The 25,712-nt window shown below is 72.3% G+C and carries 20 protein-coding genes; 7 read left to right on the plus strand and 13 right to left on the minus strand.

The features are described 5' to 3' along the window. Positions 1–343 precede the first annotated feature (343 nt). Complete coding sequence (locus ACFPIJ_RS37400; protein WP_380122516.1) at positions 344–2,989, minus strand: ricin-type beta-trefoil lectin domain protein; 2,646 nt, start codon at positions 2,987–2,989, stop codon at positions 344–346. Positions 2,990–3,336: 347 nt separating this feature from the next. On the opposite strand from ACFPIJ_RS37400, the gene ACFPIJ_RS37405 reads away from it, so the two are divergent. Next, positions 3,337–4,638, plus strand: a complete 1,302-nt coding sequence (locus ACFPIJ_RS37405; RefSeq protein WP_380122684.1) for a carbohydrate-binding protein — start codon at positions 3,337–3,339, stop codon at positions 4,636–4,638. Here ACFPIJ_RS37405 and ACFPIJ_RS37410 read toward each other — a convergent pair. Continuing rightward, entirely contained in the window at positions 4,635–5,915 is a 1,281-nt protein-coding gene (locus tag ACFPIJ_RS37410; protein ID WP_380122517.1) for an adenosylmethionine--8-amino-7-oxononanoate transaminase, read from the minus strand. The two genes, ACFPIJ_RS37405 and ACFPIJ_RS37410, sit on opposite strands and share 4 nt — an antisense overlap. A gap of 115 nt (positions 5,916–6,030) precedes the next feature. On the opposite strand from ACFPIJ_RS37410, the gene ACFPIJ_RS37415 reads away from it, so the two are divergent. Continuing rightward, the gene (locus tag ACFPIJ_RS37415) at positions 6,031–6,183 is read left to right on the plus strand and encodes a hypothetical protein (RefSeq protein ID WP_380122519.1); all 153 of its coding nucleotides are present in this window, start codon (positions 6,031–6,033) and stop codon (positions 6,181–6,183) included. A 12-nt stretch (positions 6,184–6,195) separates the two neighbouring features. Further along, positions 6,196–9,114: a tetratricopeptide repeat protein gene (locus tag ACFPIJ_RS37420; RefSeq protein WP_380122521.1), complete on the plus strand. Its 2,919-nt coding sequence runs from the start codon at positions 6,196–6,198 to the stop codon at positions 9,112–9,114. A 102-nt stretch (positions 9,115–9,216) separates the two neighbouring features. Here the strand turns inward: ACFPIJ_RS37420 and ACFPIJ_RS37425 are convergent, their stop codons facing one another. Beyond that, positions 9,217–10,089, minus strand: a complete 873-nt coding sequence (locus tag ACFPIJ_RS37425; RefSeq protein WP_380122522.1) for a hypothetical protein — start codon at positions 10,087–10,089, stop codon at positions 9,217–9,219. A gap of 83 nt (positions 10,090–10,172) precedes the next feature. Between ACFPIJ_RS37425 and ACFPIJ_RS37430 the strand changes: the two genes are divergently transcribed. Together ACFPIJ_RS37430 and ACFPIJ_RS37435 are read left to right on the plus strand one after the other, a co-directional pair. After that, entirely contained in the window at positions 10,173–10,838 is a 666-nt protein-coding gene (locus ACFPIJ_RS37430; RefSeq protein WP_380122524.1) for a Dps family protein, read from the plus strand. A 43-nt stretch (positions 10,839–10,881) separates the two neighbouring features. Further along, positions 10,882–13,467, plus strand: a complete 2,586-nt coding sequence (locus ACFPIJ_RS37435) for an Hsp70 family protein (protein ID WP_380122526.1) — start codon at positions 10,882–10,884, stop codon at positions 13,465–13,467. Here the strand turns inward: ACFPIJ_RS37435 and fabG are convergent, their stop codons facing one another. From fabG to ACFPIJ_RS37475, 8 genes are all read right to left on the minus strand, one after another. Beyond that, positions 13,468–14,199 (minus strand): 3-oxoacyl-ACP reductase FabG, encoded by a 732-nt coding sequence (gene fabG, locus ACFPIJ_RS37440; protein ID WP_380122528.1) that lies wholly within the window; start codon positions 14,197–14,199, stop codon positions 13,468–13,470. 2 nt (positions 14,200–14,201) lie between these two features. Beyond that, positions 14,202–15,362, minus strand: coding sequence for a thiolase family protein (locus ACFPIJ_RS37445; RefSeq protein WP_380122529.1), 1,161 nt, complete (start codon positions 15,360–15,362; stop codon positions 14,202–14,204). Positions 15,363–15,381: 19 nt separating this feature from the next. After that, on the minus strand, positions 15,382–15,780 hold the full coding sequence (locus tag ACFPIJ_RS37450) for a YybH family protein (RefSeq protein ID WP_380122531.1): 399 nt from the start codon (positions 15,778–15,780) through the stop codon (positions 15,382–15,384). A 167-nt stretch (positions 15,781–15,947) separates the two neighbouring features. Continuing rightward, positions 15,948–17,210 carry an MFS transporter gene (locus ACFPIJ_RS37455; protein WP_380122533.1) on the minus strand — a complete coding sequence of 421 codons (1,263 nt, stop codon included), beginning with the start codon at positions 17,208–17,210 and terminating at the stop codon, positions 15,948–15,950. Beyond that, the gene (locus tag ACFPIJ_RS37460) at positions 17,210–18,454 is read right to left on the minus strand and encodes an aminotransferase class I/II-fold pyridoxal phosphate-dependent enzyme (RefSeq protein ID WP_380122535.1); all 1,245 of its coding nucleotides are present in this window, start codon (positions 18,452–18,454) and stop codon (positions 17,210–17,212) included. Before ACFPIJ_RS37460 ends, ACFPIJ_RS37455 begins: the two co-directional genes overlap by 1 nt. 172 nt (positions 18,455–18,626) lie before the next feature. Then, complete coding sequence (locus ACFPIJ_RS37465) at positions 18,627–21,632, minus strand: putative bifunctional diguanylate cyclase/phosphodiesterase (RefSeq protein ID WP_380122536.1); 3,006 nt, start codon at positions 21,630–21,632, stop codon at positions 18,627–18,629. Between the two features lie 26 nt (positions 21,633–21,658). Next, positions 21,659–22,102 (minus strand): S24/S26 family peptidase, encoded by a 444-nt coding sequence (locus ACFPIJ_RS37470; RefSeq protein WP_380122538.1) that lies wholly within the window; start codon positions 22,100–22,102, stop codon positions 21,659–21,661. A 217-nt stretch (positions 22,103–22,319) separates the two neighbouring features. Next, positions 22,320–22,619, minus strand: a complete 300-nt coding sequence (locus ACFPIJ_RS37475; RefSeq protein ID WP_380122540.1) for a hypothetical protein — start codon at positions 22,617–22,619, stop codon at positions 22,320–22,322. Between the two features lie 381 nt (positions 22,620–23,000). Here ACFPIJ_RS37475 and ACFPIJ_RS37480 point away from each other — a divergent pair, with 381 nt between their 5' ends. Further along, on the plus strand, positions 23,001–23,273 hold the full coding sequence (locus ACFPIJ_RS37480) for a LamG-like jellyroll fold domain-containing protein (protein WP_380122542.1): 273 nt from the start codon (positions 23,001–23,003) through the stop codon (positions 23,271–23,273). Here ACFPIJ_RS37480 and ACFPIJ_RS37485 read toward each other — a convergent pair. Then, complete coding sequence (locus tag ACFPIJ_RS37485) at positions 23,218–24,126, minus strand: hypothetical protein (protein ID WP_380122686.1); 909 nt, start codon at positions 24,124–24,126, stop codon at positions 23,218–23,220. The genes ACFPIJ_RS37480 and ACFPIJ_RS37485 overlap by 56 nt on opposite strands. Before the next feature lie 82 nt (positions 24,127–24,208). Further along, positions 24,209–25,027: a histidinol-phosphatase gene (hisN, locus tag ACFPIJ_RS37490; protein WP_380122544.1), complete on the minus strand. Its 819-nt coding sequence runs from the start codon at positions 25,025–25,027 to the stop codon at positions 24,209–24,211. Between the two features lie 52 nt (positions 25,028–25,079). Here hisN and ACFPIJ_RS37495 point away from each other — a divergent pair, with 52 nt between their 5' ends. After that, entirely contained in the window at positions 25,080–25,712 is a 633-nt protein-coding gene (locus tag ACFPIJ_RS37495) for a DUF2087 domain-containing protein (protein WP_380122546.1), read from the plus strand.

A 25,712-nucleotide genomic window follows, 5' to 3' on the forward strand; every position in this document is an offset into this window, starting at 1 on the left:
CGCCGCGAACCAGGTGCGTCTGCGAGGGGTTCTACCAAGGCGGGGGTGACGGATGGTCATGCGGCAACCTGCCGTTTCGGTGAGGGTTGTCTCGCCGCCGTCGCCAGTGTCAACGATGTCAGCGCGCGAGCCATCACCAGCCGTCGATGCGCCGAGGGATGGTTGGCACGCGCGCGCCTGGCGGGGCGGCGCCGTGATGGGGCGGGGTACGACAAGGGGGCGGGAACGAAAAGGGGATGCGGACGTCCATACGGAGATTCGCGCCGATATCGGGTTTTGTCAACTCTTGACAAATCGAGACGGCGGGGGCAGCGAGCCGCCACCCCCCGCCGTGTTCACGCGGTCACTGCTTGAGGAACACCTGCGCCGCGCTGCCGTTGCAGTCCCACAACTGCAGCCGTGCGCCGTTGCTCACCGAACCGCTCGGCGAGTCCAGGCAGCGCCCCGACTGCGGGTTGCGCAGCGAACCGTTCGGCTGCGGCACCCACTGCTGTGCGCCGCCGCCGTTGCAGTCCCAGAGCTGGATCAGCGTGCCGTTGGCGGTGCCGTTACCGGTCGCGTCCATGCACCGGTTCAGCGTGCGCAGGGCGGTGCCGTCCCACGCCCAGTGCTGGTCCACGGCGTAGGGCTGGCAGCCCCACAGTTGCACGGCGGCCCCGTTGCCGCCGGTGTCGTCCGCCGCCACGTCCACGCACTGGCCGCCAGGCCCGTTGACGAAGGTCGCGCCGGGGGAGCCGCCACCGAGGCGGAAGACCTGCGCGCCGCTGCCGTTGCAGTCCCACAGCTGCAGCCGGGCGCCGTTGGCCGTGGAGCCGCTCGGCGAGTCCAGGCAGCGGCCGGACTGCGGGTTGCGCAGCGAGCCGTTGGTCTGCGGCACCCACTGTTGCGCGCCGCCGCCGTTGCAGTCCCAGAGCTGGATCAGCGTGCCGTTGGCGGTGCCGTTACCGGTCGCGTCGATGCACCGGCCAAGGGTGCGCAGCGCGGTGCCGTCCCAGGACCAGTGCTGGTCCACGGCGCTGAGCTGGCAGTCCCACAGCTGCACGGCGGAGGCATTACCGCCGGTGTCGTCCGCGGCCACATCCACGCACTTGCCGCCGGGGCCGGTGACCGGCGCGCCGGGCGGCGGGCCGGCGGTGTTGAGCCGCTTCGACGCCGCGATCATCTGCTGGTTCGCGGCGCGGATCCGGGCGCCGTCGTACTTGAGCACCTGCCGGTCGTAGGTCCAGAAGCCGTTGAACTCGCCCTCGACGTCGAACGGCTGCGTGTAGACCATGCCGGCCAGCCCGCGCGTGTAGACCAGGTTGAGGGCCTGGGCCTGGACGGCGACGTACCGGTCGGTGGCCGACAACCCGTTCGGGTGCGTCTCGTAGGCGAAGTACTGGCCGTTCGGGCTGTACTCATGGCCGGCGGAGCGGATGCCCAGCCCGCCGTACTCGCCGAGGACCGCGGTCCGGGTGCTGGTCGGCGTGGGGGAGTTCGGTCCCACGTACCAGTGCCAGTCCTGGATGTCGCCGTTGCCGGGGTCACCCTTGGAGTTGCAGCAGTTGTACCCGCTGTGCGCGTTGACCAGCCTGGTCGGGTCCTGGTTCTTGACGTTGTTCACCACGCGGGTCGTGTCGGCGAGGTTCCACTCGCCCCAGCCCTCGTTGAACGGCACGTACACGATGACCGCCGGTGAGGAGCGGTGCTCGTCCACGATCTGCCCGACCTCGGTCTCCCACTGCGCGTGCTGCGCCGCGGTGCCCGGCGCCTCACCCATGCTCGGCATGTCCTGCCACACCAGCAAGCCGAGCCGGTCCGCGTGGTAGAACCAGCGCTGCGGCTCGACCTTGATGTGCTTGCGGACCATGTTGAACCCGAGGTCCTTGATCTTCTGCAGGTCGCCGGCGAGGGCCGCGTCGGCCGGCGCCGTGTAGAGGCCGTCGGGCCAGAAGCCCTGGTCCAGCACGCCGGTCTGGAGCACGAACTGGCCGTTGAGCGTCGGCACGAGCTTGCCGTTGACCACGGCCTTGCCGACCTCACGCATGCCGAAGTAGTGCATGGTCTGGTCGACGGTCGCGCCGGAGCTGTTGCGCAGCGAGAGTCGCAGGTTGTAGAGGAACGGGTCGTCCGGCGACCAGCGGCGCGCGTTTGGCACCGGGACGGTGAACTCGGTGAAGCCGCCGGTGGCGGTGCCGACCACGGTCGTGCCGTCGAGCGCCTCGGCGAGGACCGAGTGCCCGGTGACGTCCCCCCGCGTGAAGACGCGAATCCGCAGCGTGTTGTTGGCGAGGTTGGGGTACAGGTCGGCGCTGAAGATCGACGACGTGGGCGTCGGCTCCATCCACACGGTCTGCCAGATCCCCGACGACGGCGTGTACATGATGCCGCCCGGGTTGCGCACCTGCTTGCCCCGGGCGATGTTGAGCCCGGGGGTGTCCGACGGGTCGTAGGCCCGCACGATCAGCTCGTTGGTGCCCCCGTTGAGCTGCGGGGTGATGTCGAACTCGAAGCGGTCGTAGCCGCCGGTGTGGCCGCCGACCTGCACGCCGTTGACCCACACGGTGGCCTGGTAGTCGACCGCGCCGAAGTGCAGCTGGACGCGGCGCCCGGCCCACCCGGCCGGGACGGTGAACGTGCGCCGGTAGAACAGGTAGAGCCGGTTGTCGTTCGCGGGCCGCTTGATCCCGGAGAGCGCCGACTCGACCGGGAACGGGACGTTGACCCGCTCCGGCAGGGTCTGGCCGAAGACGGGGTTGTCGTTGGTCGTCGACTGGCGCAGCTGCCACTCGCCGTTGAGGTTGAGCCAGTCGGGGCGGGTCATCTGCGGCCGCGGGTACTCCGGCAGCGGCTGGCCGGCGAGCGCCTGGCTCGTCCAGGGGGTGGTCAGTGGCGACGGCTGGGCCGGCGCGGCCGATGCGGGCGGTGCGGCGGACACCGCCGTCCCGAGGCTGAGCACCGCGGCGAGCGCTGCGCCGAGCAGCCGTCGCCGGTGGGGCGTTGCGGACATGGGGGTTCTCCTTGGGTCCTGCTGGCGGGCGGGCCATCGGTGAATGTTGATGGATATGTTAACGATGTCACACGAAAATCAACAGAACCCATCACAACAAGATGCAACCGAACTCGCCTCGCAAGGGGCTTGCCGGAAGGGGTTCGCGGGGGCGAAACGTAACGGAACCTTAAAGCGCGCAACGCTACGACCTGCGTACATAGAGGTACTTCTTTTGTGAAAGAAACTTAACTGATACGCTCCCTGCCCATCGAACCATCGATGTGGAGGGCTCGCCCATGAGAGCGCAACGTCGAACATTTGCCCTGATTGCCGGTGCGGCGGTGACGCTCGTAGCGGGTCTGGTCATGGCCACCGTCACCCAGGCCGAGGCCGCCAGCAACGCCGCCGCGGTCACCTGCTCGGCGCCCGCCTGGGCGGAGGGCAACACGTACACGGCCGGGACGCAGGTCACCTACGGCGGCAAGCTGTACCAGGCCCTCGTCACCCACACCGCGTACGCCGGGGCCGGCTGGAACCCCGCCGCCACCCCGTCGTTGTGGAAGGACCTCGGTGCGTGCACCGGCGGGACGCCCACCACGAGCCCGAGCGCCAGCCCGAGCCGCAGCCCCAGCACCAGCCCGAGCGCGAGCGCCAGCCCGAGCCGCAGCCCCAGCAGCAGCCCGAGCAGCAGCCCGTCCACGTCGACGTCGCCGGGCGGCAGCACCTGCGCGGTGAAGTCGCGGCCCGCCGGCAAGGTCCTGCAGGGCTACTGGGAGAACTGGGACGGCGCCTCCAACGGCGTCCACCCGGGCCTCGGCTGGATCCCGATCACCGACGCGCGGATCAAGCAGCACGGGTACAACGTGATCAACGCGGCGTTCCCGGTGATCCGGTCCGACGGCACGGTGCTGTGGGAGAACGGCATGGACGCCGGGGTCAAGGTGTCCACGCCCGCCGAGATGTGCGCGGCGAAGGCGGCCGGCGCGACGATCCTGATGTCGATCGGTGGTGCGGCGGCCGGCATCGACCTGAGCTCCAGCACCGTCGCGGACCGGTTCGTCGCGACGATCGTGCCGATCCTCAAGACGTACAACTTCGACGGCATCGACATCGACATCGAGACCGGGCTCACCGGCAGCGGCAACATCAACACGCTGTCCACGTCGCAGGCGAACCTGATCAGGATCATCGACGGCGTGCTCGCCCAGATGCCGTCGAACTTCGGTCTGACGATGGCGCCGGAGACGGCGTACGTGACCGGCGGCAGCGTCACCTACGGCTCGATCTGGGGCTCCTACCTGCCGATCATCAAGAAGTACGTCGACAACGGCCGGCTGTGGTGGCTGAACATGCAGTACTACAACGGCAGCATGTACGGGTGCGCCGGTGACTCCTACTCGGCCGGCACGGTGCAGGGCTTCCAGGTGCAGACGAACTGCCTCAACAGCGGTCTGACGATCCAGGGCGTCACGATCCGGGTGCCCTACGACAAGCAGGTCCCGGGGCTGCCCGCCCAGTCCGGCGCGGGCGGCGGCTACATGACCCCGTCGCTGGTGTCGCAGGCGTACAACACCCAGCTCAAGGGCCTGATGACCTGGTCGATCAACTGGGACGGTTCGAAGAGCTGGACCTTCGGCGACAACGTGAAGTCACTGCAGGGCCGCTAACCGGCAAGCGCGGCCGCGACGACCGCCGACGAGATCATTTCCAGCTCGTCGGCGGTCGTCACGTACGGCGGCATCGTGTAGACCAGATCGCGGAACGGCCGCAGCCACACCCCGTGCGCCGCGGCCGCCCGGGTCGCCGCCGCGACGTCGACCTCGTGGTCGAGCTGCACGACGCCGATCCCGCCGAGGACCCGCACGTCGGCGACGCCCTTCGCGCCGCGGGCCGCTTCCAGCCCGGCGGCCAGGACGGTCTCGATCCGCTTGACGTCGCCCCGCCAGTCCCCGGCCAGGAGCAGGTCGACCGACGCGCCGGCGACTGCGCACGCCAGGGGATTGGCCATGAACGTCGGGCCGTGCGCGAGGATCGGGACGCTGCCCTGCGAGATGCCGTCGGCGACCTCGGCGGTGCACAGGGTGGCCGCGAGTGACAGGTACCCCCCGGTGAGCGCCTTGCCGAGGCACATGACGTCGGGGCTGACCCCGGCGTGGTCGGCGGCGAACAGCGCCCCGGTGCGGCCGAACCCGGTCGCGATCTCGTCGAACACGAGCAGGACGTCCGCGGCGCGGGTCGCGTCGCGCAGCACCCGCAGGTACTCGGGCGAATGGAAGCGCATGCCGCCGGCGCCCTGCACGACCGGCTCGACGATGACCGCGGCGAGCTCGTGCGCGTGCTCGTGGATCAGGGCGGTGAGCCGCGCCGCGTAGGCCGGGTCGAACCCGGCCGGCGGTTCCGGCGCGAACACCTGCGCCGGCAGCACCCCGGACCACAGGCTGTGCATGCCGCCGTCCGGGTCGCAGACCGACATCGGATGGAAGGTGTCGCCGTGGTACCCCCCGCGCCAGGTCAACAGCCGGCGCTTCGCCGGCCGGCCCAGCGAACGCTGGTACTGCAGGCACATCTTGATCGCGACCTCGACCGACACCGACCCCGAGTCGCTGAAGAACACGTGCCGCAGCGGCTGCGGGGTCAGCTCGACCAGCCGCGCCGCGAGGGAGACCGCCGGCTCGTGGGTGAAGCCGCCGAACATCACGTGGCTCATCCGGCCGAGCTGGTCGGCGGCGGCCGCGTCGAGGGTGGGGTGACGGTAGCCGTGGATCGCCGACCACCACGACGCCATCCCGTCGACCAGTTCGTCGTGGCCTTCGAACGGCGCGGCGAGGCGGATCCGGGTGCCCTGCGCCGACGTGGCGACCAGTGGGGCACTCCGGCCCGGCATCGGCCCGTACGGGTGCCAGACATGGGCCCGGTCCAACGCCAGCAACTCCTCGACGCGCATGGGCCGACCCTATCCGCGCCCGCCCGCCGCACCGAAAAGATCCATGTTGCTGAGTGACTGGTGGCCGGTTGATATCCTGCGGCCTCTACAAAACTGCACGGGGTAAGGAGTCAAGGTGTCGGCGCGCAAATCCTTACTGTTAGTCGTCATCGGTGCCCTGCTCGGCGCCGTCCTCGTCGTGGACCCGGGGGCGCTCGCGGTGTCCCCCGACCCGGAGGAGATCTCCAACTACCGCCTGATGGAATCGGGCCCACCCGTGCAGAGCTGACCGCCGTCCATCGTGGACAGCGACAGCGCGGCGGTCCTGGCGACCGCCGTCTCCAGCGTCGAGGGCCTCGCCGAGCTGCTGCGGCACCTGCGCCGGCGGCAGGCGCGGCGGCGCGGCGACCCGCCCCTGACCTACCGGGAGCTGGCCGGCCGCACCGGCTGGTCCCACGGCAGCATCGGCGGCTACTTCACCGGCAAGATCCTGCCGCCCACCGACCGCTTCGACACGCTCGTCCAGCTCCTCGACGCGGCGCCGGACGAGCTCGGCGCGCTCGCCGACGCCCGCGACCGGGCCGAGGAGCGCAGCCGGGCCGACGACCGGGTCCGGGCCGAGCCGAGCGGCGGCGTCCCGCGGCAACTGCCCGTGGCGCCGGACGCCTTCACCGGGCGGGACGCGGCGATGACCCGGCTCGACGAGGCCGCCGACGCCGGCACGGTCATCGTCATCGGCACCGCCGGGGTGGGCAAGACCGCCCTGGCCGTGCACTGGGCGCACCGGGTCGCCGACCGGTTCCCCGACGGGCAGCTGTACGTGAACCTGCGCGGGTTCGGCCCGGGCGAGGCGGAGGTCACCGCGGACGAGGCGCTCCGGGCGTTCCTCGCCGCGCTCGGGGTCGCACCCGACCAGATCCCCGCGGAGCTGGACGCCCGGGTCGGGCTGTTCCGCAGCCTCCTCACCGGGCGGCGGTTCCTCGTCGTGCTCGACAACGCCGCGCACGCCGGGCAGGTCCGGCCGCTGCTGCCCGGCGGGTCCGGCAGCCTCGTCCTCGTCACCAGCCGCAACCAGCTCACCGGCCTGGTCGCCACCGACGGCGCGGTGCCCGTCACGCTCGACCTGCTCACCGCGGAGGAGGCCCGGCGGCTGCTCGCCGCCCGGGTCGGCCCGGCCCGCGTCGCCGCCGACCCGGCCGCGGTCGACGCGATCGTCGAGGCCTGCGCCCGGCTACCGCTGGCGCTGGTGATCGTCGCCGCCCGCGCGGCCGCGCGCCCGGACCTGCCGCTCGCCGGGTTCGCCGGGGAGCTGCGCGCCGAGCGCGGGCGGCTCGCCGTGCTGCGCGACGCCGCCGCGGCCACCGACGTCCGGTCGGTGTTCGCCTGGTCGTACCAGCGGCTGAGCGCACCCGCCGCCGGCCTCTTCCGGCTGCTCGCGCTCGCGCCCGGGCCGGACGTCGGCCGGGACGCCGCCGCCGCGCTCCTCGGCGAGCCCGATCCCGTGGCGGCGCTGCCCGGCGGTCTCCCCGGCGGTCCGGGCGCCATGCTCCTAGGTGCGCCGAGCACCGCGCTCCTCGGCGAGCCCGATCCCGCGACGACGCTGCCCGGCGGTCTCCCCGACGGCCCGACCGCGCTTGCCGGGCCTTCCGCGCTTGCCGAGCCGACCGCACGCACTGGGCTTGCCGAGCCGACCGCACGCACTGGGCCGACCGGGCCGACCGGGCCGACCGGGCCGACCGGGCTTGCCGGGCCGACCGGGCTTGCCGGGCCGACCGGGCTTGCCGAGCCGACCGCACGCACTGGGCCGACCGGGCCGACCGGGCCGACCGGGCCGACCGGGCCGACCGGGCCGACCGGGCCGACCGGGCTTGCCGGGCCGACCGGGCTTGCCGGGCCGACCGCACGCACTGGGCCGACTGGGCCGACCGGGCCGACCGGGCCGACCGGGCCGACCGGGCCGACCGGGCCGACCGGGCTTGCCGGGCCGACCGGGCTTGCCGGGCCGACCGGGCTTGCCGGGCTTGCCGGGCCTTCCGGGCTTGCCGGGCCTTCCGCGCTTGCCCGGCTTGCCGGTGAGCCCGGCACGGTGGCCGCGCCACCCGGAGCCGCGGGCGACGCGCGCCGGGCCCTCGCCGAGCTGACCCACGCGAGCCTGCTGACCGAGCACGCGCCGGGCCGGTTCATCGCGCACGACCTGCTCCGGGCGTACGCGGCCGAACTGTCCGGCACCCTCGACGGCCCGGTCGAGCGCGCCGCGGCGACGCTGCGGCTGCTGGAGCACTACCTGCGCACGGCCCACACCGCGGCGCTGCTGCTCGACCCGCACCGCACGCCGCTGCCGGACGTCGCCGCCGGCGGTGCGCTGGAGACCGAGGCGCAGGCCCTCGCCTGGTACGCCGTCGAGCACCACACCCTGCTCGCCGCCGTGCGGGAGGCCACCGCGACCGGCCATGACGCGCATGCGTGGCGGCTGGCGTGGACCCTCGTGGACCACCTCGACCGGCGCGGCCACTGGCCGGACCTGCTCGCCGCGCAGCGGATCGCGTTCGCCGCCGCGGCCCGGGCCGGCGACGCCGCCGGGGAGGCGGTCAGCGCGCACCAGCTCGGCCGGGCCTGCATCCGGATGCGCGACTACGACGCCGCCGCCACCCACCTGGAGCTGGCCCTGGACCGCTACGGGCGGATCGGCGACGACGCCGGCCGGGCCAGGGTGCACGGCAACCTCGGCTTCATCGCCGACCGGCAGGCCCGCCCGCGCGACGCGATCGGACACCTGCTGCGCTCGCTCGACCTGCTGCGGGCCACCGGCGACCAGGCCGGGCAGGGCGCGGCGCTGGCCAACCTCGGCTGGTCCTACGCCGCGTCGGGCGAGCACCGCGAGGCCCTCGACCACTGCCACCAGGCCCTGGAGCTGCAGCAGCGGATCGGGGACCGGACCGGCGAGGCGTACAGCTGGGACAGCATCGGCTTCATCCACCACCAGCTCGGCGAGCACGAACCGGCGGCCGAGTGCTACCGGCAGGCCCTCCAGCTGTGGCGGGAGATCGGCGACCGCTACGGCGAGTCGGAGACCCAGACCCACCTCGGCGACCTGCACCGGGCGGCCGGCGCCGAGCAGGAGGCCCGCGCCTGCTGGCTGGCCGCTCTCACCATCCTCGAGGACCTCGGCCACCCCGACGCCGACCAGGTCCGCCAGCGGATCGCCCAGCCGGAGTCCTGAGCCCGGCCGGAGTCCTGAGCCCGGCCGGAGTCCTGAGCCCGGCCGGAGTCCTGAGCCCGGCCGGAGTCCTGAGCCCGGCCGGAGTCCTGAGCCCGGCCGTCGTCAGGAACGGTGTGTCAGGTCGTCGCAGCTCGACTCGCCGGGCAGGAACGGGCGGAACGTGACCTGCCACGACGACCCGGCCGACGACCACGGGGTGCGGGAGTTGGCCTTCCCGGCGGCGGCGAGGATCCGCGTGCCCTCCTCGCCGGTCGCGCTGACGCAGTGCACGCCCGGCCGGTCGGCGACCGCCGCACCGGGCAGCGCCGGGCCCGGCCACGCCACCGGCGCCTGCGGCGGCACGCCCTGGTCGCCGCCCATCTCGGCCCACGGCGCGGCGACGGCGGCGACGCCCTTCGCCGGGAACGGCCGGGACTCGGAGACCGTGCCCTTGCCCAGCGTCGCCTGCAGGTCGGTCAGCGCCTCCACCAGGCGCTGCATGCGCAGGCGGGCGGCGCGGTGCGGGGCGGACAGCGAGTCCTCGCCGATGCCCAGCGCCGGGATGTCGCTGGCCTGCTCGCCGGCGACGGTGCGGACCATGATGTGGGTGGTGGGGGCGTCGGCGACGTTGGGCATGCCGAAGTCGGTCTCCCGGCCGACGCCGGCGTCGAGGGCCATCTGCGCCAGCTTCGTCACGTTCGAGGCAGCGAGGATCTCCTGCACCTGCACGTTCGGCAGCGCCGGGCCCGGGAAGATCTCGATCATGGGGCCGTTGGTGACGACCCGGCCGTCGCCGTAGATGCTCAGGGTCGGGACCTCGGTGACCGTCATGGCGACCGGGACCATACCGCCGGACACGTCGATGCGCAGCACGAGCTGGTCGGGCGGGTAGTTGACGGCGGCGCCCGGGGTGCCCACACCGCCGACGGGCGCCGACCCGGCACAGCCGGCGACCAGGAGGACCAACGTGGCGGCGAGCGCGCGCAGGCGTGTCATACCAGGTGTGACGCCGTGACCCACCCGCTGGTTCCGCCCCCCGGGTGAGGTTCACCCCCGGCGGCGCAGGGCAGAGCGCCACCATGCCACCAGCGAAGAGTGCCGCGCCAGCGGCGAAGACCACCACGTCAGCGGCGACGAAGAAGAAGGGCAGCCAGCCGTGGCTGCATCAGCAGGGCCGGGAGATCCAGCGGTTCGGCACGATCCGGCAGTTCCCGGTCGGGCTGTCCGCGGAGACCAGGATGTACTCCTGCGAGCGGCTCAACCAGGTCCTCGCCGACACCCAGATCCTGTACGCCCTGTACAAGAAGCACCACTGGCTGATGCGCGGCCCGACCTTCTACCAGCTGCACCTGCTGCTCGACAAGCACGCCGGGGAGCAGCTGGAGCTCGTCGACGCGATCGCCGAGCGGGTGCAGACCCTTGGCGGCATCGCGGTCGGCGACCCGCGGCACGTCGCCGAGCTCACCCGGGTGCCGCGCCCGCCGGACGGCGCCGAGGAGGTGCCGGCGATGCTGTCGCGGCTGCTCGAGGCCCACGAGATGATCCTGACCGACGCGCACGACGCGGCGGCGAAATCGGCCGCGATGGCCGACGACGGCACCAACGACCTCCTGGTCTCCCAGGTGATCCGCACCGGCGAGCTGGAGGCCTGGTTCCTGGCCGAGCACCTGGTCGACACGCCCGTGGTGCAGACCGACGAAACCATCAAGGAGGCCACAAAGGCGGGAGGTGGCGCGCGGCGTTGACGCCGTATGCCCAGGCGTTGATGGGAGGGGATACCGTGTCGGCGTGACGAGGCAATCCGACTCGCAGTTGGGCGTCGACCTGGGGACCACCCACACGGTTGCGGCGCTGACCTCTGCCGACGGTCGCAGCCAGCCCCTGCTGTTCGACGCGAGCTTCCTGCTGCCGTCGTCGGTGTTCGCGGAGGTCGACGGGCACCTGCTCACCGGCAAGGACGCGGAGCGCAGCGCCCGGCTCGACCCGAGCCGTTTCGAGCCCAACCCGAAGCGCCGCATCGACGACGGCACGGTGCTGCTCGGCGCCCGCGAGTATCCGGTGTCCGACCTGCTCGCGGCCGTCCTGCGGCGCACCGCCGACGAGGCGTCGCGGGTCCTCGGCATCATGCCCGTCCGCACCGTGCTGACCTATCCGGCCAACTGGGCCACCCACCGCCGGGCCGTCCTCGCCGACGCCGCGTCCCGCGCCGGCATGCCCTCACCGATCCTGGTGCCCGAGCCGATCGCGGCCGCCGCGTACTTCACCACCGTGATGGGACGGCAGATCCCGCCCGGCGGGGTGCTGGTGGTGTACGACTTCGGCGGCGGCACCTTCGACACCTCCGTCCTGCGGCGCCGCCCGGACGGCGGCTGGGACGTGCTCGCCAGCGACGGACTGCCCGACGTCGGCGGGGTCGACCTCGACGCGGCCCTGCTCACCGACGTCGGCCGGAGCCTCGCGATGGGCGACGCCGACCGGTGGCGGCAGCTCACCGACCCGGCCGACGACATCTCCCGCCGGCGCAGCTTCCTGCTCCGCGAGGACGTGCGCACCGCGAAGGAGCAGCTGTCGCGCACCTCGTCCGCGGGCGTGCACGTGCCGCTGTTCGAGGTCGACCTGCACGTGACGCGCGCGGAGTTCGAGCAGGTGTCCCGGCCGTACCTGCAACGCACCGTCGACCTGACCGCCAACACCCTGCAGCGCGCGGGCGTGCGCCCCGACCAGATCGCCGGGCTGTTCCTCGTCGGCGGGTCGAGCCGCATCCCGATGGTCAGCACCCTGCTGCACCAGCGGCTCGGCGTCGCTCCCACGATCATCGAGCAGCCGGAGCTGGTGGTGGCGCTGGGCAGCGCGATCGCCGCGATGCCGAGCCGCCCCGCGCCGGCTGCCGGCCCCGCGACGGCAATGCATCCGGGGTTCCCGGCGGGTCCGCGTCCACCGGGCATGGGTGCGCCGCTGGGTGCGCCCGTCTCCGGCCCGGCGGGTGCGGCCGCCGCGATGGGCGCCGCCGCACCGGTGTCGGCGCCGGTGCCCGGCCCGATGTCGCCGGCCGGATCGCCGGCCTCCCCGCCCGGATGGATCGGCGGGCTCCCGCCGTCCTCCGGGGTCCCCGTCTCGGCCCCGCCGACGAGCGGCATGCCGCACAGCGCACCCCCGGCGAGCGGGCCACCGGTCTCACCCGCGGCCGGCCCGGGCGCGTACCCACCCGGTGCCGGATTCACGCCGCCCGCCAGCGCTCCCGTCGCCGGTGCCGCCGGGTTCGGCGCGCAGGCGCCGACGGGTTTCGGGGGGCCGCCGCCGACCGCGCAGTTCGGGCACGTCGGCGGCCCCGCGACGCCGGGCGGGCCGCCCGGCGGCTTCCCGCCCTTCACCCCGCCACCGCCCAGGCGGACGGGCGGCGGCGGCAAGACGGCGCTCATCGTCGGCCTCGCGCTCGTCGTCGTGCTGCTGCTCGGCTTCGGCGGCGTGGCCACCTGGCGGGCCGTCAGCAGCGACAAGTCCGACGAGCCCACCTCGAGCGCGACCGGCAACCGCGGCACCGGCACCGGCGGTAGCGGTAATCAGGCCGGCCCGGCCAACACCAAGGACGCCAAGCCGGGCGCGAAACAGCAGACCGTCGACATCAACAAGGCGGTCTGGTACGGCCAGGTCAAGCTCACCTTCGGCAAGATGACCTATGACGCCGACGCCGACGAGGACCCGTTGGTCGTCGAGGTGCAGATGGAGAACCTCGGCGACGACACCGTGCAGTCCTACGGCGTGCGGACCGCGTTCCAGGTCGACGGTCAGGAATACTCCGGCTCGTTCAAGGAGACGTCACAGGTCTCCGGCGGGCAGAAGAGCAACTTCCACATCTCCTTCGCCGTGTACGACCCGCTGAAGGCCAGCATCGGCACCGGCACGCTGCTCATCGGCGACGGCAAGGAGGCCCAGGGCAAGATCCCGCTCGGCGGCGGCGAGGTCGTCGCCTACGAGCCGGTCAACGTGCTCAAGGACAAGAAGCTCAGCATCCACGACCTCGAGGTCACGTTCACCACCTGCGACGTGCGCGGCGGCTTCCTGGACTACAACGGTCAGGCGCTCAAGGAGAACCGGGTCTTCACCTGCAAGCTCGACATCCGGTACAACGGCAAGAGCAGCGAATACGTGGGCGCCGAGCACTTCCGCCTGGGCCTGCCCGACGGCACCGAGGTCGCCCCGAAGACCGCGCCGAACGAGGCGATGTCATCCGGCTCGGAGAACCTGGCGTCCGCCCGCAACCTCGGCTTCCAGTTCAAGTACGTGCCCGGCACGTACAAACTGCGCGTGGTCGACATCGCAGGCGACGCCAGGAAACCCACCGACGTGGTCGAACTGGACGTCGTCGTCAAGTAACTACCGGGCGCCGCCGTTCACGTAGAGGGTCTGGCCGGAGACGTAGGAGGCCTCGTCGCTGGCCAGGAACGCGACGACGGCGGCGACCTCCTCGGGCTGGCCGACCCGGCGCAGCGGAGTGCGCGCGGCGACCTCCTGCTGGTGGTCCTCCGGGGTGCTGCCGACCCGGGTCGCGGTGGCCGCGGTCATCGCGGTGGCGATGTAGCCGGGGGCGACCGCGTTGACGGTGATGCCGAAGGGGCCGAGCTCGATCGCCAGGGTCGCGGTGAGGCCCTGCACGCCGGCCTTCGCGGCGGCGTAGTTGACCTGGCCGCGGGCGCCCAGCGCGGAGCGGCTGCTGAGGTTGACGATGCGCCCGGAGCGGGCCGGCACCATGTGCCGCTGCGCGGCCTGGCAGCACAGGAACATGCTGGTGAGGTTGGTGGTGAGGACCGACTCCCACTCCTGCGCCGGCATCTTGAACAGCAGGTTGTCGCGGGTGATGCCGGCGTTGTTGACCAGGACGTCGATCGAGCCGAGGTCCTCGGCGACGGCGTCGAAGGTGCGGTCGACGGCGCTCTGGTCGGTGACGTCGCAGGAGTACGCGGTGCCCACCCCGGCGGGGACGCGGGCGGCGTCCAGGTCGAGCAGCGCGACGCGGGCGCCCTGTGAGGCGAGCAGGCGGGCGGTCGCCAGGCCGATGCCCTGCGCCGCGCCCGTGACGACGGCGACCTTTCCAGCGAACCTTGACATGATCACCTTTCCACGAGGACGGCGGTGCCCTGCCCGACGCCGACGCACATGGTGGCGAGGCCGCGGGTGGCGCCGGTGCGGCGCATGCGGTGCAGCAGGGTGGTCAGGATGCGGGCGCCGGAGCAGCCCAGGGGGTGGCCGAGCGCGATCGCGCCGCCCGAGGGGTTGACCAGGGAGGGGTCGAGCCCGAGCTGGTCGGTGACGGCGAGGGCCTGCGCGGCGAAGGCCTCGTTGAGCTCGGCGGACTGCACGTCGCCGAGCTTCCAGCCGCTGCGGGCCAGGACCCGGGCGGTGGCGGGGACCGGGCCGATGCCCATCACGTCCGGGTGCACGCCGGCCGACGCCCCGGCGACGTAACGGCCGAGCGGCTCCAGGCCGAGCTCGCCCAGCGCGTCCTCGCTGACCAGGAGCAGGCCGGCGGCGCCGTCGTTGAGCGGGGAGGAGTTGCCGGCGGTGACGGTGCCGCCCGCCTTGAAGACGGGCTTGAGATTGCCGAGTTTCGCCAGGCTGGTGTCGGCGCGGATGCCCTCGTCCGACGTCAGTCCCTCGACCGGGATGATCTCGTCGGCGAAGTGGCCGGCGTCCCGGGCGGCGGCGGCGAGCTGGTGGCTGCGCAGCGCGAACGCGTCCTGCCGGTCGCGGGAGACGTCGTGGCGGGCGGCGACCTCCTCCGCGGTCTCGCCCATGGACAGCAGCCCGTGCAGGTCCTTCATCAACGGGTTGACCAGGCGCCAGCCGAGGCGGGTGTCGGCGATCGACATCGCGTTGGGCAGGGCGTCGTCGGGGCGGGGCAGCACGAACGGCGCCCGGCTCATCGACTCGGACCCGCCGGCGACGACCACGTCGGCCTCGCCGGCGGCGATGGTGCGGGCGGCGACGGTGACCGCCTCCAGGCCGGACGCGCAGAGCCGGTTGACGGTCGCCCCGGGCACCGACTCGGGCAGCCCGGCGAGCAGGACCGCCATCCGGGCGACGTTGCGGTTGTCCTCGCCGGCCTGGTTGGCGGCGCCCCAGTAGACCTCGTCGACGCGGGCCGGGTCGATGCCCTCGACCAGGGTCCGGATGACAGTGGCGGCGAGGTCGTCGGGGCGGACATGGCTGAGGCCGCCGCGCAGCTTCCCGATGGGGGTCCGCCGCGCGGCGGCGAAGTAGACGGCACGCATAGCCTTTAAACTAACACTGTTAGTCTGGGGAAGCGACGGTCGGCTCGGCGCCCTGGACGGCGCGCCACAGCCAGACCCCCGAGGCGCGCCGGGACAGCAGCCCCGTCACCCGGTAGGGGAAGGGCGTCGTCGACCCGTCCGGGTGGTGTTCGAAACCGTCGGCCTCGGCCAGGACGAACGCCCCGCCCGGCACCGTGTGCACGGTCGCCGCGGTGGCCTGCCAGCTGTAGGACTTCGGCCGGGCGAAGAGGGTCTCCAGCAGCTTCTCCACCTCCACCCGACCGGTCGCCGACTCGCCGCCCTCGCTGCCGACGTAGGTGATGTCGTCGTCAGGCACGAAACAGGCCAGCACCGCCGCGACGTCCTGGGACAGGAACGCCATCCCCAATCTGTCGACCATCTCAATGGGGTCACTCATGCCATCACCTCCGCTGCGCTCCGGCGCCGGCCTGAGCCAACCTGCAATCCTGATGAGCGGCCCGAGCCGCTTCGCTGGCCGCTCATGCCGTCACCTCCGCTGCGCTCCGGCGCCGGCCTGAGCCAACCTGTCACATGATGAGCGGCCCGAGCCGCTCCGCTGGCCGCTCATGAAGTGCTCACCACCAGTTGCCGGGGCGAGCGCATGCCCGGCAGGTAGAGGAAGGCGAAGGTGACGATCGCGCCGAGCACGCCCGCGCCGATGAGGGTGTTCTGCACGCCGATCGCGGAGGCCACCGGCGCGGCCATCGCGTAGGACAGCGGCACCAGCGCGATCGAGATGAACCAGTCGACGCTGGACACCCGGCCGAGCAGTTCCTCGGGCACGAGCCGCTGCTTCGCGGTCGCCCAGGCGATGGTGCCGGCCGCCTCCAGGCCGTTGACCAGGGCACACGCGATGGCCAGGTGCCACGAGGAGGTGGCCATGCCATACCCCGCGACCGCGAGGGTGGCGAGGGTCCACGTGACGTAGACGAAGGGCATGTAGCTGCGCGGCACACCACGCTGACTGACGATCAGCGCGGCCGCGATGGCACCGAGGCCGCCGCTGGCGAGCACCAGGCCGAGGTCCCCGGCGGTGCCGTGCAGCTCGTTCTTCACCACGAACGGCAGCAGCACCTCGGTGGGGCCGATGAAGAGCAGGTAGGTGAAGGTCGCGGCGAGGAAGGTGCCCCACAGCCACACGTTGCGGCGCACGTAGTTCATCCCCTCCTTGAACTCCTCCCAGACCGACCCGGCCGCCTCGTCGGCCGCCTCGTTCACCACCGGTCGCATCAGCCACAGGCAGGTCGCGGAGACCGCGAAGGTGGCCGCGTCCAGCGCGAACGCCAGTCCGCTACCCCCGATCGCGATCAGGATGCCGCCGATCGAGGGTCCGGCCATCTGCAGCGCCGCCGGCCGGACGAACTGGTCCAGGGCGTTGGCCTTGACCAGGTCCTCCTCCGGCACCAGCTGCGGCACGATCGAGTCGAAGGCCGGGCCGAAGAAGCCCGAGGCGGCCCCGTAGACCGCCACCAGGGCGACGATGTGCCAGACCTGAACGACGCCGGTCAGGCTCAGCACGGTCAGGACAGTGAGCACCGCGCCCCGCACCAGATCGGTGCACAGCATGATCTTCCGCCGGTCGAACCGGTCGCTGATCACCCCGCCGAACAGCAGCGTGGCGACCTGGGGCAGCGAGAGGGCGAACCCGACGACCGACATCGCCGCGGGGGCGCCGGACAGCGCGTACACCTGCCAGGCCAGCGCGACGAGCAGGATGCCGTCGCCGATCAGGGAGGTGCTCATCCCCGTCCACAGCAGGCGGAACTCCCGCCGCTTCAGGGGGACGAGCAGCCCGGGAAGTTCCCGTGGGGCGCGGTGCCGGGCCATCAGGCTGCGTCTCGCAGTTGAGAACTGCCCGCCAGTTCGGTGAGCACGGTGTTGAGCTGGTCCAGCTCCTCGTACGTGTTCGCGGCGGTCACCTGCACCCGGAAGCCGACCTGGTTGCGGGGGACCAGCGGGTAGGCGGCCAGGGTCACGTAGATCCCGCGGTCCCACAGGAACTGCCCGACCTGCTGGATGTCCTGGCCTTCGGCCAGGGGCAGCTCGATGATGGGCGTGGTGCCGGTGTTCGGCGTGTACAGGCCGAGCGCGCGCACGTGGTCGAGCACGTGCATCGTCTTGCGGTACAGGTCGGCGCGGATCTCGTCGCCGCGCTTCTCGTTCACGTCCAGGCCGGCCATGACCGTGGCCAGGGACGCCGTCGGGGACGGGCCGGAGTACAGGTACGGCGGGGCGGCGACCTTCAGGTGGTTCTTCAGCCACGTCGGCAGCGCCAGGAACGCCATCAGCGACGAGTACGACTTGGAGAAGCCGCCGACCAGCACGATGTTGTCGTAGGTCTCGCCGGCGTACTTGACGATCGCGTTGCCGCGGGAGCCGTAGGGCGAGGTCTCGTCCGGGGTGCGCTCGCCGATGACGCCGAAGCCGTGCGCCTCGTCGACGTAGAGCAGCGCGTCGTTCTCGCGGCAGACCTGCGCGAAGCGGGCCAGGTCGGGGGCGAGACCGGTCATCGAGTTGACGCCGTCCATGGCGACCAGCTTGGTGACGCCGGCGGGGGCGGCCTTCAGCAGCTCCTCGAGGTGCTCCGGGTCGTTGGCGCGGAAGCGGGTGACGGTCGCGCCGAGGCCCTTGGCGTACATGCAGCCGTCGTAGATCGTCTTGTGCGACTGCGAGTCCAGGAAGATCATGCCCTGGCCGGCGAGGATCGGGATCACCGACATGTGGATGTGGGTGATGGTCGGCAGCAGCAGGGTGTCGGGGGCGCCGAGCAGCTCGGTGAGGCGCTCCTCGATCTCGACGTACGGCTTCGGGTTGCCCAGCAGCCGCGACCAGCTGGGGTGGGTGCCCCAGGTGCGGATGTACGGGTCGACCGCGTCCATGATCTCCGGCTCGAGGTCGAAGCCGAGGTAGTTGCACGAGGCGAAGTCAGACAGCCAGTGCTGGCCGACCCGGATACGGCGGCCGGCGATCTCCTCGATCGTGGCGTCGTACATCGGGCTGCTCGTGCGCAGGCGCTCCAGGTCGGCCCACCGTCCGTCGCGGCGGATGTAGCTGGCCTTGGTGCTGTGCATCGGGCTGACGGTCATTCCAGCTGCCTTTCGTAGAAGGGGTGACGCAATCCATTGCATCGGGCCACGGTTGCGTCGTCCGGTCCGGTCGGGTTGCTGTCCGGTTGGGTGACGCACACCATTGGTGACGCAGGCCGTTGGTGGTCCGGCCGTTGGTGGTGCTGACGTCGGTGGTTCAGGCCATTGCCGCGAAGGGCGCGGCTTTGGGGATCAGGGCGAACGCATCCGGCTCGGACAGCGGTCGCGCGAAGAGGTAGCCCTGGCCGTAGGGGCAACCCATGTCGCGCAGGGCGAGCGCCTGCGCGGACTGCTCGACGCCCTCGGCGACGACCGCCAGGTCGAGCGTCTGGGCGAGGGTGACGATGGCGGTGACGACCGCCCGCTGCTGTTTGGACTCCAGCATGTCGTCGATGAACGACTTGTCGATCTTGAGCACGTCGATCGGCATGTGTTGCAGGTACGACAGCGACGAGTACCCGGTGCCGAAGTCGTCGATCGCCAGCCGTACCCCCATCGCTCTGAGCGCGTCGAAGTCGGCCTTGACCTGCTCGTCGTTGCGCAGCAGGAGGCTCTCGGTGATCTCCAGCAGCAGCGTGCCCGGCTCGACGCCGGACGCTCGCAGCAGCTGCCGGACCTCCTCCACGAAGCCGGGGGTGCGGAACTGCCGGACCGAGACATTGACGCTGATGTACCGCAGCGCGCCCGGCGCCGTGGAGCGTTGCCAGCGCCCGACCGTGTTCAGCGCCTGTTGCAGCACCATCCGCCCCATCGGCACGATCAGGCCGCTCTCCTCGGCCACCTCGATGAAGTGGCCGGGCGCGATCATGCCCCGGGTCGGATGGTTCCACCGCACGAGCGCCTCGAAGCCCAGCGGCGAGCCGGTCTCCAGGTCCACGATCGGCTGGTACTGCAGGACGAACTGCTGCTCCTTGACCGCCTGGTCGAGCGCGGCCCGCAGCTCCAGGCGCTCCAGCACCGCCGTGTGCAGGTCCGACTGGTACCGCCGCCACTGGCCCTTGCCGGCGCCCTTCGCCACGTACAGCGCGAGGTCGGCCTGGCGCATGAGCTCCTCGGCGGAGCTCGCGTCCACGGTGGTGGACAGCCCGACGCTGGAGATGCCGTTGACGTCCTGGCCGGCGATCTCGAACGGCTCGGCGAGCGCGAGCAGGACCCGCTCCGCTGCGAGCTCCAGGTCCGGCATCGAGCCGGCCTCGATCAGCGCGGCGAACTCGTCACCGCCGAGCCGGGCGACCGTGTCGGTGTCGCGCAGCGCCCCGCGGATCCGCTCGCCGACCGCGATCAGCAGCGCGTCGCCGACCGCGTGGCCGAGCGTGTCGTTGACGATCTTGAAGTCGTCGAGGTCGATGAACAGGACCCCGACCAGGCCCGGGCCGTGCGGGTCGCGTTTGGCGCGGGCCACCGACTGCTCGACCCGGTCCTGGAACAGCACCCGGTTGGCCAGGCCCGTCAGCGCGTCGTGGAACGCCTGGCGGATCAGCTGTTCCTCCAGCTGCCGGCGCTCCGTCACGTCCCGCACGGTGAGCACCAGGCCGCCGACCGTCTGGTCGTCGCGCAGATCGCGGCAGTCGACCTCGACCATCAGCCCGACCCCGTCGACGCGCTCGGCGCGCAGGTCGATCTGGTTGTGCGCGTGCAGCCCGCCGCGAACCTGAGTGAGCAGCTCGGCGAGGCGGGGACGCTCGTCGGCGGCGACGAACTCCCACAGCTCGAAGCCGGCCAGCCGCTCGTCCCCGAACACGGCCCCCGCGGAGGGGCTCGCGTACTGGATGAGGTCGTGCTCGTCGACGATGAGGATCACGTCGGAGGTGTTGTGGATCAGCGTCCGGAAGTAGGCCTCGCTGCTGCGCCGGTTGACCTCGGCGGTCAGCGTCATGCGCTCCAGGGCCATCGCCGCCTGCGAGGCGAGCACCTCGAACGTCGTCTGCAGCGACTGCAGGGCCTCCGTCGGGGCGCCGACGTAGAGCATGTCGCGTTCGATGCCGAGCGGGTGACGCAGCGCCGAGCTGTACCCGCGCAGCAGGTCCCGGACCTCCGGGTCGAGCCCGGACACCCGGACCAGCCCCGGCTCGTCGACGCGCTCGGCGCGCACCAGCACCACCGTGTGCGCGAGCCCGTCCGGCAGCAGCCGGTCCACCGCGTGCCGCACCGCGGCCAGGGTCTCGGCGGTGTCGGCGGCCGACACCAGGGTGGTGGTGGCCTCCCGCAGCTCCCGCTCGCGGGCCATCGACTGGCGGTGGTTGCCCATCACCCCGGCGAGGCGGGCGAGCACCAGCACGAACATGACGCCGGACATGACGGCGATGACTGCCGCGTCGCGGACGGTGCCGAGGCTCGCCTCGACCAGCAGCACGCCGGGCGCGATCAGCGAGGCCGCGCCGAGCAGCGCGATGCGGCGGACCCCGACGTCGCTGGACTGCGACCGGGCCGGCTCGGTGAGCTCCACCATCGACGGGTGCAGCGCGGCCGCCGCCCACGCCGCGTAGCAGAGCACCCAGCCGAGATCGGTGGGGCCGCCGACATGCCAGTCGCCGTTGAGCTGGATGAGGCCGTAGACGACGTCGGCGGCCAGCAGGCCCGCGGTGCCGAGGCCCAGGATCACGATGGACGGGCTCCGGCGCGTGCCGCCGGTGATCAGCCGCGCGAACACCGCCAGGGTGAGCACGTCGCCGAGGGGGTACGCGATGGAGACCAGCTTCTGCACGAGCGTCAGTTCGGTGCTGCGCACGTACGGGTCGATCAGGAAGATCCACGCCAGCAGCGCCAGGCCGATGGTGAGCGTCGTCGCGTCGAGCAGGCTGTCGCGGTCGTTGCGGCCGGTCCTGGACCGGATGAAGCCGAGCAGGCCGCCGGCGACGAGGGGGTACATCGCCAGATACAGCACGTCGGAGAACGACGGGAACGGGTTGGTCATCCCGAACACGTCGGTGAGCAGGTTGTAGAGGAAGTCGCCGGCGCCGAAGGCGAACAGCGCCGACGCCAGCAGCAGCCATGGCCACCGCCGCCGCGGGCGGTGCACGACCACCCCGACGAGGACCCCGGCCGTGCTGGACAGGCCGATCGCGCCCCACCAGAGCATGTGCTGGCCGGGCCAGAGATAGAACGCCACGGTGAGCAGCGCCATCCAGGCCGCGAACCAGGTGCTGAGCGTGCGTGTCAGCAAGCCGTCCGCCTCCATCCTGCTCGCCGTCAGAGAACTCCGCGTCTGACCAGATCGGTAGCGCGGTGGTGGTCTGAACGAATACCGGGGTGCGGGTCGGGTCGGCTGAGTTGCCGGGCGGTGCGCCCGACCGGCCGACACTGATCGGTCCGGCGGCGGTCGTTCGCGTGCCGGCCGCGCCGGGTCCGTGCCCTGGCCAGGTGGCCGAGCGCGATCAGCACCACGAATGCGGCCGTGACCGGCGCCCAGCGGCCCTGCCGCAGCCACAGCGCCGGCAGGCCGGCCATCGGCACCCGCAGCAGCCGGGCCAGGCCGCGCACGTTCGCCGCCGGCACCGCGGCCTGATCCACCGACGCGTTGGCGTCGCCCTTGGTGGTGAGGCTGCCGTCCGCATTGCGCCGCACGACCCGGTGCACCAGCAGGGTGCCGGGCCGGGCCGGGTCCTCGACCACGACCACCTGCCCGGGCCGCACCTCGTGGGCTCCGCACCGGCGCGGAGCCCACGAGGTCGCCCGGGGCGATTCCGGGGCGCATCGAGCCGGTCAGCACGACCTGGGTGTCCCAGCCGAAGGCGACCGGCAGGAGGGTGGCGGCCAGCATCGCGCCGGCGCAGGCCAGCGTGGCGGCGGCGGCGCCGCGCACGGCGACCCTCAGCAGCTCGAACACGTCAGAGTCCTGATCGGCAGCCGATCACCGCACTGAACCCGATCGCGGGCTGGAACGGCAACCGTGCGAGCGGAGGGTCATGGCCATGGGAATGCTGTCCAGATTGACGCCGCTGGTCGGCGTGCCGGTCGGCCTCACCGCCGCCGGGGTCTTCGTGTGGCAGGCGTCCTTCGTGGCCTTCTCCGCGACCACGACCGACGGGGTCGACAACTGGGCGGCCGGGTCCGTCTCGTTCGGCGCCAACGCCCCCGCGACCGCGATGTTCACCGCATCGGGGCTGAAACCGGGCAGCAACGGCACCGCGTGCGTGAAGATCACGTACACCGGCAGCCTCGCCGCGTCCGTGCGCCTCTACCTGAAGAACGCGGACCTCGGCGGCACCGGCCTGGCCGGTTACCTGACCTTCCAGGTCAACGAGGGCACCGGCAGCGCCGCGGACTGCTCCGACTTCGTGTCCTCGGCCAACGACTACAACGCCGTCGAGCACCGCGACCGGCTTCCGCGGCGTGACGAACCTCGCCGCCAACGCGACGGTGAGCAACCGGGCCCGTTCACGGTGGAGTGCTGGTTCCGCACCTGGGCCGGCGGCGCGATCACGGGCTTCGGCACCAGCGCGACCGGCCACAGCGGCAACCGCGACCGGATGCGCTACCTCGACAGCGGCTCCCGGCTGTCCTTCGCCGTGTACCTGGGCGCTACGTCACGGTGCGCTCACCGGCCGGGACGACCTACACCGACGGCGCCTGGCACCACGCGGCCGCGTGCGTCGGCGCCGCCGGAGTCAAGCTCTACGCCGACGGGGTGCTCGTCGCGGCCAACGCCGCCGTCACCACCGCGGAGAACACCACCGGCTACTGGAGGGTGGGCGGGATCAGCCTGGCCGGCTGGTCGAACCGCCCGGCGAACGACTACTTCGTCGGCGTCATCGACGAACCGGCGGTGTATGCCGCACAACTGACCGACCAGCAGGTCGCCTGACACTTCCATGCGAACCACTGAGCACCAGCGTCTTGGCCTCGCGGCTGATCGGGTGGTGGTGCTGCGGCTCGGCGTAGAAGCTGAGCCCGATGACGCTGCCGAGGGTGACCACGAAGCCGGCCGCCACCAGCCACTCCTTGCCGGGCCACACCCCGTCGCCGAGGAACAGCAGGCCGACCAGGGCGGCGGGCACCGCGCCGGCCGCGTCCATGGCGGCCACCGCGGCGGTGGTCGAGCCGCGCTGCATCGCCAGGCCCAGCAGCAGCTGGCCGACCAGCGAATGGGCGATCAGCAGGTAGGACAGCGGGTCGGTGAAGAACTGGCCGAGGTTGTCGGCGGAGGCGAGGGGCCGCGACGCGACCGCCGCCGCGCCGAACGCCACGCCCGACAACGCGCCGAGCGCCACGGAGCCGGGCGCGCCGTGCAGCCGCACCGCGAAGAACCCCACGACCGCCAGGGCACCGAGCGCCGCCACGAGCCCCACGACGCCGGCGGTGCCGATCTGCCGGGACGGCGCCGGTTTCGCGGCGAGGACCAGCGCGGCGATGCCGAAGGCGAGCAGCACCAGCAACGCGAGCTCGGTCCTGGGCAGCCTCCACTTGAGGATCAGCACGCCGAGCAGGGCGGTGACGCCGAGCCCGGCGGCCATCGCGGACTGCACCAGGAACAGCGGCAGGTCGCGGCGGGCGAAGAAGGCCAGGGCGAAGCCACCGAACTGGCAGGCGACCCCGATCAGGTAGGACTTGTGCCGCCCCAGCCGCAGCAGCAGCATCGGGTGGAACCCGTGGTGCAGATCGGTGCGTGCGGCGGCGACGGACTGCAGCAGGTTGGCCACCCCGTAGGCAGCGATCATCGCGCCGAGGAAGAACCAACTCCAAGATGCCACCCGGAGAGGATAGACCCGGTTCGGGGGAGTGGCATGCGGACTATTCGGTTTAGCCTGACAAACCGGACAATCGGGGGTTGCCCAAACGGGTGAGAACGTCCTCGTGGAGGTGACCGTTCGTAGCGATCGCGCTTCCACCGCCGGGCCCGGGCTGGCCCTGCAGGTCCGTGAACGTGCCGCCGGCCTCCGTGACGATCGGCACCAGCGCGGCCAGATCCCACAGCGACAGCTCCGGCTCCACCATGATGTCCACGGCACCCTCGGCGAGCAGCATGTACCCGTAGAAGTCGCCGTAGCCCCGCTGTCGCCAGGTGCGGCGGGTCAGGTCGAGGACCGCGTTGAGCCGCCCGGCCTCCTCCCAGCCGCTCAGGTCCGAGTAGCAGAAACTGGCGTCCGCGAGCCGGTCCACGTTGCTCACCCGGATCGGCGTGGCCGCTGCCGTGTGCCGCCCCGCATACGCACCGTGACCGAGCGCGGCCCACCACCGCCGGCCCAGCGCCGGCGCCGACACCAGACCGACCACCGGCTGGGCGCCCTCCATCAGGGCGATGAGGGTTGCCCAGATCGGCACCCCGCGGACGTAGTTCTTCGTGCCGTCGATCGGGTCGATCACCCACTGCCGGGTCCCGGGTCCGGCGGCGGCCTCGGTCGCCCCGTACTCCTCGCCCAGCACCCCGTCGCGCGGCCTGGCCCGCTGCAACGTGGCCCGCAACGCCTTCTCCACCGCCGTGTCCGCCTCCGTCACCGGCGTCAGATCCGGCTTCGTCGACACGTGCAGATCCTGGGCCCGGAACCGGGGAACGGCGATCGCATCCGCGGTGTCGGCAAGCAGGTGAGCGAGGGCCAGGTCGTCCGCGTAGCGCGCCATGCGCGGAAACTTAGCCGACGATCGCCATCTTCTGGCAGTACTGTCGCCGTTTGTGAGCAGTCACCAGCCGCCCCACCGCTCCGCGGCGGGTCCCGCCGGGGGATTCTCACCCCGGACCCCCAATGCGCCGCGCGCGGCGCACACCTCGACGTCGCCTGCCGCGCTCTGCGGCCTGCTCGCCGAAGAGGACCGGCTCCGCGTCTATGCCGCCGTGGTGCTGGGCGCGTCCGGTCTCGCCGCGATCGAGTCCGCGACCGGGCTGCCGGCCCGCACCGTCGCCGCCGCCGTCGGCCGTCTCCAGCAGGGTGGCCTGCTCGGTGTCGCGGACGGGGGCCTGCGCGCCGACGTCGAGGTCTTCAAGGACTCGGTGCGCGCCCACGCCGCGGCCCCGGCCCAGGTCGAGCCGATGGACCCGGACCGCCAGCGCGACCAGATCCTGCGCACGTTCGTGGTCGACGGCCGGCTGACCCACATGCCCGCCGCACACGGCAAGCGCATCGTGGTCCTGGAGCACATCGCCGCCTCGTTCGAGCCGGGGGTGCGCTACCCGGAGCGTGAGGTCAACGCGGTGCTGCGGGCCTGGTTCGACGACTCCGCGGCGCTGCGCCGCTACCTGGTCGACAGCGACCTGCTCTCGCGCGCCGACGGCACCTACTGGCGCACCGGCGGCCCGGTGACTGTCTGA

Source organism: Dactylosporangium cerinum, assembly GCF_042653625.1.
In the GTDB taxonomy this organism is placed as follows: Bacteria; Actinomycetota; Actinomycetes; order Mycobacteriales; family Micromonosporaceae; genus Dactylosporangium; species Dactylosporangium cerinum.

Bases quoted from the DNA above. Each gene is read 5' to 3' on its own strand.
- ACFPIJ_RS37400 (WP_380122516.1), bottom strand. From the start codon at position 2,989: ATGTCCGCAACGCCCCACCGGCGACGGCTGCTCGGCGCAGCGCTCGCC.
- ACFPIJ_RS37405 (WP_380122684.1), top strand. From the start codon at position 3,337: ATGGCCACCGTCACCCAGGCCGAGGCCGCCAGCAACGCCGCCGCGGTC.
- ACFPIJ_RS37410 (WP_380122517.1), bottom strand. From the start codon at position 5,915: ATGCGCGTCGAGGAGTTGCTGGCGTTGGACCGGGCCCATGTCTGGCAC.
- ACFPIJ_RS37425 (WP_380122522.1), bottom strand. From the start codon at position 10,089: ATGACACGCCTGCGCGCGCTCGCCGCCACGTTGGTCCTCCTGGTCGCC.
- ACFPIJ_RS37430 (WP_380122524.1), top strand. From the start codon at position 10,173: ATGCCACCAGCGAAGAGTGCCGCGCCAGCGGCGAAGACCACCACGTCA.
- fabG (WP_380122528.1), bottom strand. From the start codon at position 14,199: ATGTCAAGGTTCGCTGGAAAGGTCGCCGTCGTCACGGGCGCGGCGCAG.
- ACFPIJ_RS37445 (WP_380122529.1), bottom strand. From the start codon at position 15,362: ATGCGTGCCGTCTACTTCGCCGCCGCGCGGCGGACCCCCATCGGGAAG.
- ACFPIJ_RS37450 (WP_380122531.1), bottom strand. From the start codon at position 15,780: ATGAGTGACCCCATTGAGATGGTCGACAGATTGGGGATGGCGTTCCTG.
- ACFPIJ_RS37455 (WP_380122533.1), bottom strand. From the start codon at position 17,210: ATGGCCCGGCACCGCGCCCCACGGGAACTTCCCGGGCTGCTCGTCCCC.
- ACFPIJ_RS37460 (WP_380122535.1), bottom strand. From the start codon at position 18,454: ATGCACAGCACCAAGGCCAGCTACATCCGCCGCGACGGACGGTGGGCC.
- ACFPIJ_RS37485 (WP_380122686.1), bottom strand. From the start codon at position 24,126: ATGATCGCTGCCTACGGGGTGGCCAACCTGCTGCAGTCCGTCGCCGCC.
- hisN (WP_380122544.1), bottom strand. From the start codon at position 25,027: ATGGCGCGCTACGCGGACGACCTGGCCCTCGCTCACCTGCTTGCCGAC.